The sequence below is a fragment of the Tolypothrix campylonemoides VB511288_2 genome, from assembly GCF_045999855.1.
Classification (GTDB): domain Bacteria; phylum Cyanobacteriota; class Cyanobacteriia; order Cyanobacteriales; family Nostocaceae; genus Scytonema; species Scytonema bouteillei_A.
This window is the reverse complement of sequence record NZ_JBFPMW010000002.1, coordinates 623,515-637,559: the sequence shown is the minus strand read 5'-3', so window position 1 is coordinate 637,559 and position 14,045 is coordinate 623,515. Positions and strand designations below refer to the sequence as shown.

Annotated in this window: 10 protein-coding genes; 4 read left to right on the top strand and 6 right to left on the bottom strand. The window is 43.6% G+C overall.

Features of this window, described 5'->3' with window-relative positions:
• Positions 1-31: 31 nt before the first annotated feature.
• Positions 32-868 carry an aldose epimerase family protein gene (locus AB0756_RS07175; RefSeq protein WP_038084929.1) on the bottom strand — a complete coding sequence of 279 codons (837 nt, stop codon included), beginning with the start codon at positions 866-868 and terminating at the stop codon, positions 32-34.
• A 96-nt stretch (positions 869-964) separates the two neighbouring features.
• Positions 965-1,999 carry a pyruvate dehydrogenase (acetyl-transferring) E1 component subunit alpha gene (gene pdhA / locus AB0756_RS07170; RefSeq protein ID WP_038084927.1) on the bottom strand — a complete coding sequence of 345 codons (1,035 nt, stop codon included), beginning with the start codon at positions 1,997-1,999 and terminating at the stop codon, positions 965-967.
• A 699-nt stretch (positions 2,000-2,698) separates the two neighbouring features.
• Between pdhA and AB0756_RS07165 the strand changes: the two genes are divergently transcribed.
• Positions 2,699-5,014 (top strand): IMS domain-containing protein, encoded by a 2,316-nt coding sequence (locus AB0756_RS07165; RefSeq protein ID WP_038084923.1) that lies wholly within the window; start codon positions 2,699-2,701, stop codon positions 5,012-5,014.
• On the opposite strand, the gene AB0756_RS07160 is transcribed toward AB0756_RS07165, so the two are convergent.
• The gene (locus tag AB0756_RS07160) at positions 5,011-5,460 is read right to left on the bottom strand and encodes a response regulator (RefSeq protein WP_038084921.1); all 450 of its coding nucleotides are present in this window, start codon (positions 5,458-5,460) and stop codon (positions 5,011-5,013) included. The two genes, AB0756_RS07165 and AB0756_RS07160, sit on opposite strands and share 4 nt — an antisense overlap.
• 669 nt (positions 5,461-6,129) lie before the next feature.
• Here AB0756_RS07160 and AB0756_RS07155 point away from each other — a divergent pair.
• Positions 6,130-6,450: a slr1957 family protein gene (locus tag AB0756_RS07155; protein WP_038084918.1), complete on the top strand. Its 321-nt coding sequence runs from the start codon at positions 6,130-6,132 to the stop codon at positions 6,448-6,450.
• 56 nt (positions 6,451-6,506) lie between these two features.
• Here the strand turns inward: AB0756_RS07155 and AB0756_RS07150 are convergent, their stop codons facing one another.
• Together AB0756_RS07150 and AB0756_RS07145 are read right to left on the bottom strand one after the other, a co-directional pair.
• Positions 6,507-8,249 (bottom strand): alpha/beta hydrolase, encoded by a 1,743-nt coding sequence (locus AB0756_RS07150; protein ID WP_237265840.1) that lies wholly within the window; start codon positions 8,247-8,249, stop codon positions 6,507-6,509.
• 379 nt (positions 8,250-8,628) lie between these two features.
• On the bottom strand, positions 8,629-9,195 hold the full coding sequence (locus AB0756_RS07145; RefSeq protein WP_050046377.1) for a helix-turn-helix domain-containing protein: 567 nt from the start codon (positions 9,193-9,195) through the stop codon (positions 8,629-8,631).
• Between the two features lie 513 nt (positions 9,196-9,708).
• Between AB0756_RS07145 and AB0756_RS07140 the strand changes: the two genes are divergently transcribed.
• Both AB0756_RS07140 and AB0756_RS07135 read left to right on the top strand, forming a co-directional pair.
• Positions 9,709-12,294, top strand: a complete 2,586-nt coding sequence (locus AB0756_RS07140) for a sensor histidine kinase (protein WP_038084915.1) — start codon at positions 9,709-9,711, stop codon at positions 12,292-12,294.
• Between the two features lie 140 nt (positions 12,295-12,434).
• Positions 12,435-13,061, top strand: coding sequence for a response regulator (locus AB0756_RS07135; protein ID WP_038084971.1), 627 nt, complete (start codon positions 12,435-12,437; stop codon positions 13,059-13,061).
• 60 nt (positions 13,062-13,121) lie between these two features.
• On the opposite strand, the gene AB0756_RS07130 is transcribed toward AB0756_RS07135, so the two are convergent.
• Entirely contained in the window at positions 13,122-14,039 is a 918-nt protein-coding gene (locus AB0756_RS07130; RefSeq protein ID WP_038084912.1) for a histone deacetylase family protein, read from the bottom strand.
• Positions 14,040-14,045: the final 6 nt, after the last annotated feature.

Below are 14,045 nucleotides of genomic sequence, written 5' to 3'. Positions count from 1 at the left end.
TAGCATAGTCGAGTGGAGTTTTGTAAAGAGTCTAGAGAAAATTTATTTTGAGACGCACGTTAGCGCTGTAGCTGGTGTTTGGTTCCAGCACAGTCAGGCTCTCACCCGTGTTTAGAGCGTTGCGAGGAGCGCTCCAAGGTTCCAGACAGTAGAAATCCTTACCTTTTACCGTCCAGAAAACTAAAGTGGAATATATTTCATCATATTCCATCTCCAATTTTAACTTACGACTGCGATCGCTAACTGTTGCCAATTTGCCATTTAGGTGCTTGAAGGCAACATCGATAACATCGGCGTTATAGTCAAAAGTCCCGTTAAAGGAATGAACTTCCTTTGTAATTTGGTCTTGGTATTGGTTTGAGGGGATTTCAAACTCTAATTGAGTTTTGTCAGATGTTACAAAGTACGGATGGAACCCAATAGAAAAAGGCATCGCTTCGGAAGACAGATTTTTGTACTCCTGTCTTATCTCTAAAGTATGACCTTCGATCTTGTATGTAAATACGATCTGAAATTCAAAAGGATAATGAGCGCGTGTTTGCTCGTTACTACTCAGAGCGATCGCAAGAGTTGCTTTGTCCTGAGAAACCTCTTCCCCTACAACCGACCAAGGTAAGTCCCGAGCAAAGCCGTGTTGTTTTAAAGTATACTCCTGCCCGTTATAAGTATATAAATTATCTGGTAAGTTTCCGCAAATGGGGAATAAAATTGGAACTCCACCTCTAACACTTAATTCAGGGTTAGCAAAGCGTTCCTCATCCAAGTATAAAATGTCTTGACCTTCTACTCGCCACCCGATAATAATACCGCCACGTTCGGGGACAACCTCCAAGCGAGATTGATTTGTTTGTATGTATCGTTTATTCATAGTTATGAGTTCTGAATTATCAGTTATGAGTTATGAGTTATGAGTTATGAAATTAATTGAGATTCATAATTCATAATTCATAATTCATAATTTTTACTACTCGTCCTCAGCAAATACAAAGCGGTGTAACTCGCTTGGACTCGGTTCTGGGCTGCTTTCGGCAAATTTTACGGCTTCGTCTATAACTTGCTGTACCTTTTGGTCAATGTCTTTTAGTTCTTCGCTAGAAGCTAAGTTTTGCTCAACAAGATAAGAAGCAAACTTCTTGATAGGGTCGCGGGAGAACCAATATTCCTTTTCTTGTTTGGTTCGCATTTCATCTGGGTCGGCTAGGGAATGACCTCGGAAACGGTAGGTCAGTGCTTCAATGAGGGTAGGACCTTCCCCCGCACGCGCACGAGCTACAGCTTCCTGGGCTACTGCTCGCACGGCTAAAACATCCATTCCGTCTACTTCCACGCCAACCATATTAAATACGCTGGCTTTCTTATAAATTTCTGGTTGGGAAGTCGCCCGTTCGTGAGCCATACCGATCGCCCACTTATTATTTTCCACTACAAAAAGAATTGGTAGATTCCACAGAGCCGCCATGTTGAGAGTCTCAAAAAACTGACCGTTATTGGCAGCTCCATCGCCGAAAAAGCAAGCAGTTACTTGGTCGGCGTTTTTATCGCCCAAGATCTCGCGACGGTATTTGCTTTGAAAAGCTGCTCCTGCTGCTACGGGAATACCTTCTGCTACAAAAGCGTATCCACCCAAAAGACGGTGTTCGGCAGAAAACATATGCATGGAACCACCACGTCCCTTACTGCATCCTGTAGCTTTGCCAAATAACTCCGCCAATACCTCTTTTGCGGGTACTCCCGCACTCAATGCATGAACGTGGTCTCGGTAAGTACTGCAAACAAAATCTTCTCCCGGTCGCATCGATTTGATCACGCCAGTAGAAACTGCTTCTTGACCGTTGTATAGGTGTACAAAACCAAACATTTTGCCCCTGTAGTACATTTCGGCACACTTGTCCTCAAACAAGCGTCCCAGCACCATGTCCTCGTACAACACTAACCCTTCGTCTCTGGTTATTTGTACCGTTGCTGTATCAAATTTAGGTAATGTGCGTTCTTGGCTCATTATTTCTTGGTATTCCTGTCGTAAATCTTAAAGTTACTGTGTGAGCAAATTTGCCAAAATGCAGCGTAAGCTTTTAAAAAGATAGCATTTCACCAGGAGCTAGCCAAAGACCATAATTTGATGACTGGTAACTGGTAACTGCTGTTATAGCTTTTGGCTATAAATTAGCTGTCGCGATAGTCAGTTTTCTGCCTATTTACTAACAATTTCACAAAGCCATATCATACATTGTTATTCTTCGTGAGATTGTTGCTATGAATGAATACCTGTGGTATACTTCGGTTCTCTCTATTGGAGAAAGTATAAAAAAGGGGGTTCTTTCACCATATAGTCGGAGAAAATTTCTCTAGATCGCCTGAAGGAATGATTTAGTTATAAACTCTGAAAAGAGAATAGATATAGGCTTCTATACATTCCTACCACAACAGCACTCAATATTAGCGCTGTCAAACAAGGTGAGACTCATTCTCTGTTAGCTGTTACCAGGTTGCAGTACATTTACAAAAAAAACGTAAAAATAATCTTAAAAAGAGAAATTCTGTCTCAAAAAAAGCAAAACATTATCATTGAAGGCGTGGGCAAAAGTGCTATAGAGCACATTTATAGTTCTATGTTACTTGAACGGCAGAATGATAAGTTTTTACAATTCACTCATGCTGTAGGAAAATTATGTTTATCGCGCTGCAGGGGAAGTAGGCTGTGCGAATTCCGCTAGATTACTACCGAATTTTAGGCATACCGATGGCGGCAAGTGAGGAACAGTTGCGGCAAGCATACGGCGATCGCATTATGCAGCTGCCGCGACGAGAGTATTCCCATGCAGCAATTACATCGAGAAAAAAACTCATTGAGAAAGCTTATGTTGTCCTATCAGATCCCAGAGAACGTAAAACATACGATAAACTTTACCTAGCTCACGCTTATGGTTCTGAAAACCATCAAGATAAGGCTGTGGCTGTTGAAACTGCCCATCAAGGTAGTGGAGATGTTGAGTCGCTCAATTTCAGCATTGAAATTACACAAGACGAGTTCGTAGGGGCGCTTCTAATTTTGCAAGAATTGGGAGAGTACGAACTCGTCCTAAAACTTGGTCGTCCCTACCTAATTGACAGAAACGGTACGGGCAAACGACACGTTAATAGAGAAGACAGCGAAGAAAACTACACGGTTGAACTACCAGATGTAGTTCTTACTGTTGCTCTTGCTTGTTTGGAACTAGGTCGCGAGCAATGGCAGCAAGGGCACTATGAAAATGCGGCAATCTCCTTAGAAACAGGAGAGGAACTATTAGCACGCAAAGGGTTGTTTCCCAGTGGTAGGGCTGAAATTCAGTCTGACCTCAACAGATTGCGACCTTATCGCATTTTAGAACTGCTAGCACTGCCTGAAGAAAATACAACCGAAAGATTCCAAGGATTGCAATTATTACAGAACGTTCTTGACGAGCGAGGTGGCATTGATGGCGCGGGAGATGACCAATCAGGACTAAACATTGATGACTTTCTCAGATTTATTCAGCAACTGCGTAATTACCTGACAGTTGCCGAACAACACCAATTGTTTGAAGCGGAAAGCAAGCGTCCCTCCGCAGTTGCAACTTATCTAGCAGTTTACGCCTCCCTAGCCAAAGGATTTGCCCAACGTCAACCCGCATTAATTCGTCAAGCAAAGCATTTACTGATACGCTTGAGCCGACGTCAAGACGTTCATTTAGAACAGTCCCTCTGTGCCATGCTTTTAGGGCAAACAGAGGAAGCCACGCGTGTCTTAGAACTCTCGCAAGAGTATGAAGCTCTAGCTTTTATTCGAGAACACTCTCATGATTCTCCAGACTTGTTACCGGGATTGTGTTTGTATGGAGAACGCTGGTTGCAAAACGACGTCTTTCCTCACTTTCGAGATTTGGTAGACCAACCCGCTTCCTTGAAAGATTATTTTTCCGATCCGGGTGTACAAGCTTATTTAGAAAACCTACCAACAGAAGAAGAAACAACTTACGAATCAGCAGGGACGACGTACCCACACCCATCTACTCAAGCACAAACAAATCATCGCGATCGGAACGATCGCCACAAGGGTTCTACACAAAACTCCAGGCAATTCCCAACAACCAGAACACCCTATGTAGAACAACCAGAAACAAGACCACAGCAAAGGGAAGACAATTTACGCTGGTCGCAACCCAATTATGCCTCCCCCATGTCTTATGGCAATGTCAGCAGACAGACACAAACCTCTATCAACTCACTGCCCAATACCCAATACTCTGTTAGAGGGACGCACCAACATGTAAACGGTACAGCCAAAACAGATCCTCCCCCATCAAGAAGACCAATACGACAGCCCACGCATTTAGGGTATGTCTCAGAAAACACTCCTGTTCCAAATCGCCGCCGTAGAACGCGCAATCGGCAATCGCAATTGCGCTTATTGTGGATGATATTAGCCTCAACCGCCAGTATCGTTGTGCTGTGGTTTGTCATTTCGACAACGATTGGATTTTTTAAAAATCTGTTGTCCCCCGCACCATCGTTAAAAGGCGAGCAAGTCTCAGTAGAACTCAACCAGCCGCCAATACCCATTCCGGACTCTACCAGCAAACCAAAACTACCCACAGGGTCTTTGACAGAAGAAAAAGCTGCAGAAATTGTTCGGACTTGGCTCGATATCAAAGCCGCAGCATTTGGCTCGGAACACGAACTGTCTAGTTTAGAGCATATTTTAGTCAGTCCAACCCTGACAAAATGGCGGCTGTGGGGTCAACGCGAAAAAGATAAGAATCGTTATCGAAAATACGAACATAGCGTTAAAGTCGAATCCTTGGAAACCAATCGAACTTCCCAAAACCAAGCTGCAGTGGAAGCAGCTGTCACTGAATCCACTGAATTTTATGAAAACGGTCAAAAGAAAAAGTCAGATAAAGAAAAATTACGAGTTAGGTACGATCTCATTCGGATGGATGATGGGTGGCGTATCCGCGATATGTCAGTCCTCAACAAAATTGGCTCAATTTAGCATTGGTCAGCGATCGCTGTTAGCGATCGGATTTGCAGCTCCATTTCCATCCATTTATGGGCTAGCAAGCGATGGACTCGCTGACGCAGCACGTCCCAATCAAATGGTTTTGTGAGATAGCCGGTGACTCCAACTTCCATCGCTTGCTCGCGAAACTTTTTGTCTTCAAGAGCAGTAATCATTAAAATTGGGGGACAGCGATCGCCTAACAGGGTTTGTAGTTGAGAGCAACAAGTAAACCCATCCATTTCTGGCATCATAGCATCTAATAACACCATATCTGGCGGTTGTGCCTGACAGATATCCAAACATTGTTGTCCGTTGCTAGCTTCAGCAACGGAATATCCTTCTTTTTCAATAGCCTGACGCAGTACAAACCGCATGAGCTTTTCATCATCTACAACAAGAATCACAGGTGGATTGCTGTCAAAGACGGAATTTATCATCCTGACTCCTTGGATGCTCTCACTTATAGCAAAGAAGTTCTACCCGTTGATACTCTTTTTTTTATTCCGTGACCAGCGTAAAATTACGGCGTTAGCGATCTTTAAACATTAACTGCATGCGTGGTTACCCACCCTCATCTCTCGCAAAACACTTTTAGATGGCTGTTGCAATTCCGGTCATAGAATTGTTTCACTTTACTTAAGGAAGGAACCTCTAATGGAATAAGTAATAGTACTTATTAATGTTTGTACGATCGCAGCAAGGCTAATACCCCAAATTTTGAAACCTGGAGTTTTTAAAACTTTTTGCATAATTCAAGAGTGACAAGAATATATTTTAAGTTTTTTATCATCTTCTACCTTCTGGTAGTTTAGGTACGTATTTTTTTTTAGATATCTTAAATGAACTGCTCGCTCAAATATTGAGAATTATTGAGCTATTAAGTCCCAAGTAAAGTTTATTTTCTTTTCGTGTGAGAATCAGCAAGCGGCTGTTAGTCTGAAAATATGTGAATTTATAGAAAAGCTCCAACAAGTGTTTTAATTTCTTAACCAAGCTTCGCGACAACCAAATAATCCTGATTGTTATAGACCAAACAGGTTATTTGTTAGGACTATCTCAAGGCTAACGATTCATTAATTATGCTAATTCAATTCCCCAGACCGAGTATGAAACATTATCATCTAGAATGGATCGCAGAATGGTGCCAAGACAACGGCTGGACAGATTTATTTGAGGAACGCCGTAATAACTACTGGGCTTTTCCACCCGGAGCTGTCATGCCCGAACCGATTCCCAATCAAGTATTAAGATTGATTAAAAGTCAAAAGGGAATGACTGTAGATGAGAAGTTTTGGTCTATATCAGCAGTCGTAGGTACGTTCGCTGCAGTTATTTCTACCTATTTGTTGAAATGTCCAATGCCTCTTGTTTTGGCATTTGCTTTTGATGCAGTCACAGCAGCTCGACTGGAGATAGAGGAAGCGTAAAGAGATAGTGGTTAGTTGCCATTGGTAGGTTCTTGTACCACTAACCACAAACCAATTCATCTTTTTTTGAACATTTGAGCAAACTGTTCGGCAGTGAAAGATTGAATTAAGTTTAAGTTTATAAGTGGCTGACTGATAAACTTTGCATAAGCTGCACTCAGGTAGGAACGTTGCTCTTGCTGCTGTAACAGATGGGTTTGGAAGAAAGCTAAACTTAAAGCTTTGACATAAACTTGAGCGATCGCTGGATCGGGACCGATTAAACTTGGTGGTACGGGTAAAACTCCTTGAGAAGAATTTAATTTTTGTGAAGTGGAGAAATGTGTAGCATTCTCCATCAGCACTAGATACTTATTTTGAGTTTGCAGCCAAGTAAACGGGCGAATTTGTTCTGGAACTGCTGGAGTAAAAATGTCTTGGCTTCCTCCAACCAGCATGACAGGAACTTTAATTTGACTCAATCCTCTTTGCCCTAAAATAGTGCTACAGAGAGGATTGAGTGCCATCACGGCTTTAATCCGTTGGTCTTGTATGGGATAGTTAGCAGCTGGTAGTTGATAGGCCCGACATTGTAAGAAAACTGATAGATTCAGGGAACGATTTGGATTGCAATCCTTGCGAACCTGCTCAAAATCAATTGTTGCTCCTGATAGAGCCAGACTGGTATAACCTCCCAAAGAATGACCGATGGCTCCTACTTGTTGTAAATTAAGTTGCCCTTTGAGAATCGGATCGGATGTAGATAGACGCTCGAGCTCGTCAAGCAAAAACTTCACATCTAACGGGCGATTAATCAATTCTTGTGGTTGTGGTGGACCTGCTAACCCTGCAAAATATTGCTGAAATTTCTTAGCATCACTTCCAGGATGTTCGATAACCGCAACTGCAAAACCATAGGAAGCTAGATGTTGGGCGACATAAGCAAAGGTTTCTTTATCTTCTGCGACACCGTGAGAAATGACAATAACAGGAAACGCTGAGGCGTTTTGAGTTTTTGTTGGTGTTTGAGGAAGATATAAATCAGCCTCAAACTGGCGATCGCGACTCTTATCATCCAAACTGATAGTTTTTTTTACCCAGTTAAAAGAACCTGGAAGGCGTAAATCCGGGAGTTTTGAGAAATCAGTATTTAATTGAGTGGCTGCTTCTGTTTGTGCAATCTCTTTAAGTGCGATAACAAGTACATCTCTTTTCTTCAAGAGTTCCGATAAGTTTTCGATAGTACTTTGGGTTTCCGTTAAATTCAGCCTGAGTGCTGGACTTGGGTAACGGCGAATCAGATTGACAAAGGTTAAGCCATCGCGATCCGCAGCTGATAATATTAGTGCAGAGCGAAGCGCATAAAAACCATTTTGTCTCTTGTCTGTCAGTAAAAATTCTCCCAACCTTTTCAGTAAGGTTTCACCAATTGCAGAATAGGTAAATTGAGACACTAGGGTAGGTGTGACCTCAAATTTTGTCTGGAGTAAATCTCGTAATTGATTTAACTGATTTGATTTTATACGTTTAGTATAAAAAGCAAACTCGTCAGTTATTTTGCCTTCTTTAGCAAAGGCTTCCAAAGAAGTTGTCGAGATCGAAAATTCCCCAAAGGGAGGGTATGTAAATTCTATTTTCTCGGCTCCGAGTCCTGGCATTACACTTATGAAAGTCGATAAAATACCGAGTGTAAAAGTACTTAGTACTGATGGCAAAGAGATTTGCTGTTTTTTGTGGTAATGAAAAGCCACAGCCTTTTGAAGGCAAGACTCCCCAAAGAATTGACCCAAAGAGCAATTCTTCATTTTTTTCGTCTTCATAATTCGCTGTCAAAATAATAATTTTTCTCGCTCGCGACGCAGCCTTTACGAAGTTCATTTAAAACCTCAATACAATCCTCTAGGTCATGTAGAAGTCGAAAAGCAATTGGGCATCGGTACGCGTTCCCGATTGGGTGTGAAAAACCATCCCTGCAAAAATCAGGGGGACTTTGGTATCAAAGGCATTTAACCGTTGCTTGCATATAGACAAGCCACGCTCTACAAAATAGACTCGCTATATGTTTTGAATCGATTGATGGAGGTAGCATTCGAGTTGCCTCTACGCTCGGGGAAAACTAGTACACCAAGTCTCGCTCATTCCTTGCTTCCCCGATACTATGTTTTTGCTATTTCTAGCACGTTCTGATAATTTTATCTGCTACTGTTTGAGAAACATAAAAGGTGTCATACCGACAATGCGTTTGAAGTGGCGATTGAGATGGCTTTGGTTAGAAAAGCCACATTGAAGAGCAATATCGGCAATGGAAAACTTGCGCTGCTCCAATAACTGCTTGGCTCGCTCGACTCGTTGCTGAAGTAAATACTGGTATGGTGAAATACCCATTGATTGCTTAAACAAACGACAAAAGTAATACTGGCTCATGCCAACGACTTCAGCAAGTTTTGAAAGCGTCACCTCTCCATCTAGATGGGTATTAATATAGTTGAGAGCTTTCTCTAAGGCATTTCTAGATAAACCGTCACCAACGGTTGGAATTTTTGGCGGAGTCTTAGAAGAACGTCTGATTAAGTATACTGCGAGCGCAACAGTGAGTGAATTAATCTCAGGCATTTCCCAAACTGGCTCATAGCAGTGTTTAACACAACTACCATCCCATCCCAAGCTATGGTCAGAGAGCAAGAGCGAACGGGGTAAAAGGTCGGCTATGGGATCTTCCTCTGTGAAACTGACTTTTAATAATTGCTCTTGAGAGATTGTTTTCATACTTCCATTCCGTAAGTTCATAACGTTGAAAGTTAGACTAGCTGAGCTTTCATTGCGTGAGGAATAGCTGGTTAAATCTTAATTTTGACGACTCAGTAGACGATCGCTTGTCGAAACAACTTTGGGGTAAGCTGCGCTCTAGAGGTGGATCTAAGTGATTTCGATCGCAATAACAGCTTACAGGGCTGCTTTGTTTCTGTCCCTAGTCATGAGAAGAAAATATTCGTAGAGTAAAGTTATTTTTTTAGCTCAACTTTTGTTGAGATATAATCCCTAACTTTCGTTGGGTTTTGTAAATTCTAGGGGGTGTGAGGAAGACTTTATGATGTTCCTTACAGTTGAGTCTTTCTCAGTTATATTGACGCTTCCGGTGTTTTGCAAGTTTTTTGGGTGTTACAGAAAACAAGAAGTAAGTGCTTTCTTGAATCTAAAAAACTCGTTAATTATCTTTCCGTGTAATGATAATTGCCTTATGCTAGGGAAAATCTCTGATTCCCAAACCTTGCTATGGACATGGCTGCTACTGAGTTCCCGGATCGCCTCTCTGCCCTAGAGCAAGAAAATGCTATGCTGCGACGCCTGTTGGGACAGCAAGGCTGCTCGCAGCTGCAACAGTGCGAGCAATCTTATGCGGTGCTACAAGCAGAGGTTGCAGAATACAAACGAAGGGAACAAGAACGGTACAAGCACACAGCAACTGTTCGCGAACAAGGGCAAGTTGCAGATCTGACAAGTTACGAACCAACTCAACAAGCTCTACTTCAAGCCGAACAGGTGCGATCGCAAGAACTCGAACGCATCAACGCGGAATTGCAACAAACGCTCGATCGCCTCAGCGAATCGGAAGCCCGGTATCGTGCTTTATTTGAACTCAGCAGTGAAGGGATCTATCGTTGGGAACTAGACCAACCTATCCCCTTAGCGTTGCCTGTGAGCGAGCAAGTCGATCGATTGTACCGTTATATGTATGTTGCCGAAGCAAATGCCGTCTTTGCAGGTATGTATAGATTGCCCTCGACTGAAGCGGCTCTAGGTTTGCGCCTTAGCGATGTTCACATCTCAACTTCCGACAAGAATCTAGAACTGATGTGTCACTATGTTGAGAACGGGTATCGAATTCGAGCGGCTGAATCTGAGGAAGTGGATAACGAAGGAAAGAAATGTTATTTCCTCAATAACATCATTGGCATCGTTGAAAATGGTCAGTTGACGGGTGGGTGGGGAACACAACTTAACATTACCGAACTGCGAGAAACACAACAAGTCCTCCTGCGAGTTGAGCAAGATCGGGTAGCAGAGCTAGCTAAGGCAAATGAAGAATTACTGCAGCGCGAACACGAATTGCAGCACAGTTATCGCCTGCTTTCTGCAGTAGCAGAAGTTGCTAAAGATCTTCTCGAAAACCCTCACATTGATAACGCCATTGACAACGCACTGAAGAAAATTGGCGAGACAGCAGGGATTAGTCGAGTTGGGCTAATGCAGGAAAAGCCAAGCGAGGAGAACGGACGGATGCAGCATCGCGTTCTGGCAGAATGGACAGCACCAGGAATTCCTCGCCAGAGTGAGGACCCGCGAACGAAAATTGTTTATACTGACGAATACGCCATCCTAGCAGATGAACTCCACAACGGTCGCTCCATCTGGCATTTAGTGACAGAATTTCCCGAACCTGCTCGGACTCATCAGTTAAACATCTCTGTTAAGTCTACAGGTGCAGTGCCGATTTTCATTGAAGGAGAATACTTTGGTTGCGTCTTCTTTGATAACTGCGTTGATTATCGCCAATGGTCAACTCACGAAATTAACGTTTTGACCTTTGGTGCTGGAGCAATTGGAGCAGCCCTACATCGGAAACAACTGGTCGATCGCCTGGTTGAAGAACGAATTCACGGCGAACAAGAACAGGTGGCAGAACTGGCAAAAGCCAATGATGCGCTTAAGCAAACGGTTGATGTGCTGGCAACGGAAACAGACTTCGATCTTTTTTTAGGACACGTGCTTCAAGTCATTGCCGAGCAACTTGAAGCACCGTTAACTGAATATTGGTACTGTTCCAAAACTGATGACACCGCCCGCGTTGGATTAACTTACTGGCGGGGACAGATTCTCAAACCGGAGGAACAGCCAGGGCACATTGGTTTGTATGGCTATCCGGTTCCACCAGAGATGATGCCAGAGGAAAGCTTGCATCATCGCTGCAGCCACTTCATTACTGAAGATGTGGCAACGAGTGCTATTCATATCCAAATTGCCAATGAGTTTGGATTAGATGCTGGAGCCTGGTATAGATCTCGTGGAGTAAGCCGTTTACTTAATGTTCCGTTGATTTTGGGTGAGAAAATGATTGGAGCACTGATTGTATTTCTTCCCAGCCATCGTCATTTTACCAAGCAACAAATTGAATTGACTTATACCCTGGCACAACAGGTAACGCTGGCCATTCAACTTACCAATCTTGCAGAAGAAGCCAAACAAGTTGCAATTTTTGAAGAACGCAACCGCATGGCAAGTGAAATTCACGATACCCTGGCTCAGGTCTTCACCGGCATTTCCCTGCAACTAGAGGTAGCGAAACCCTTGATTCACCAGGAACCGCAAACCGTAGAACGGATTTTAGAGTACACCAGCCAACTGGCAGAAACCGGGCTGACAGAAGCCCGTCGCTCGGTCTGGGCGCTCTACCCTCCCGCTGCTGAGTATGCCGATCTGGCACAAATGCTCTATGAGAGTGTAGAACACATGACCCGCAATACTTCTATTGCCGTTGAGGTGAATGTTCGGGGCAACTCCTGTCCCTTACCGCCTTTTATGGGCATGAACCTGCTAAGGATTGGGCAGGAAGCCCTCACTAATGCCCTTAAACACGCTCAAGCACAGAAAATTTCAATCGATCTCGGTTACGAACCCGACCGCATTTGGCTCACCATTTCCGATGATGGACGTGGCTTTACTCCTTTCACCTATATCGATAGCTTGAACGACGGTTTTGGACTGGTAAGTATGTACGAACGCGGCGATCGCATCGGTGCCCAAGTGAGCTTAATAAGCCAATTGGGGCAAGGCACCCAAATTCTTGTGGAAGCACCCTTGAATTAGAAGCAAAGCATTACGGAAGAAGGAATTTTATGACGACTCAACCGAGGGACAACAATGCTCAACCGCCAAATAAACGCCGGAGAAATCGAATTCCGTTTTCCCTATCTGCTCGCTACCCTTCCGTCTCTCCGCCACTGACCATGAGCGACACCAACATTCGCGTCTTAATTGCCGACGACCACCCGGTTGTTCGCTTTGGTCTGGCGATGATTATTCAATACGCTACCGGGATTGAAACGGTGGCTGAAGCCAGTACGGGCACCGAAGCCGTGCAACTCTTCCGCCAACATCGACCTGATGTCGTTCTGATGGATTTGAAGATGCCGGAGATGTGCGGTGTCGATGCGATCGCTGCGATTCGTCAGGAAGATCCCGATGCCCGGCTCATTGTACTGACTACCTATGATGGCGATGAAGACATTTATCGCGGGCTACAAGCCGGAGCGAGAGGCTACCTGCTCAAAAATGTCACTCGCCAAGAGTTAATTGAAGCAATCCAGCGAGTCCATGCCGGACAGAAATGTATTCCTGCTGAGGTCGGCGCGAGGCTATCTGAACGCATGAGCAGTCCCCAATTAACCGAACGCGAACGGCAAGTTCTTCTGCTCATGACTGATGGTAAGAACAATCAAGAAATTGCTACATATCTCAACATTAGCGAAGGTACGATTAAGTTCCATGTCAATGGTATTCTCAGAAAACTGGGTGTGAGCGATCGCACGCAAGCAGTTTTAGTCGCGCTCAAACGAGGGATTGCCAATCTCTAAGAAATATTAAAAATTATGATTAACGTCTTTCAAATTATTAAAAAAATCAGCCTAGAGAATTTAGACCAAACAATGTTTAATTGTTTCCAAGACTGATTTAGAAAGGGATTCAAAATCGTAACCACCTTCCAATCCGAACACAATCTTACGAGTTATTTCCAAGCAATAATCGGTGAATACACCATAATCTTGCGGTTGTAAATTTATACTTGCTAATGGATCGTCAGCATTGGCATCGTAACCAGCACTAACTATTAATAAATCCGGTTGAAAGTTTGATAAGAAAGGTATGACCTTTTTTTCAAATACGGGCTGGTATACCTCCATATTACTACCAGGAGGTATGGGTAAATTCAGCACATTGTGGTGAAATCCTTTTTCTGTTGCTCGTCCAGTCCCTGGGTAGCAGGGGTACTGATGCAAAGAACAATAAGCAACTTGTGGGTGTTCTTCTACGATTGCTTGCGTTCCATTGCCATGATGGACATCCCAGTCCAGAATGGCTACACGATCGATCCCTGGTTTTTGCAACGCGTAGAATGCCGCAACAGCAGCGTTGGAAAACAAGCAGAATCCCATCCCCTCATCACTAACAGCATGATGCCCTGGCGGACGAGCCAGGACAAAAGCCGGTTTGCCAGTTTCTAGCACAATATCTACTCCATCCAACCAGGCACTAACCGCTAGTAAAGCAACATCATAACTCCGGGGGGAAACAGGGGTATCTCCATCTAAATAACCGCCACCCGCGAGAGCAATTTCTCGAATTTTGTTGATATGGCGTTCAGTATGCGCTTGTTGCAAAAAAGACATTAGGGTTCGGGTTTCTGGTGGAGATGGCGATCGCCATTCAATTTGTTCTGCAAAAGTAGCTTGTTTGAGGGCAGTTGTAATTGCCATTAAACGTTCTGGATTTTCTGGATGGAAAGACCCCGTTTTGTGATCTAAAAACTCGTCGGAATAGATGACTGGCAACATAGAGCT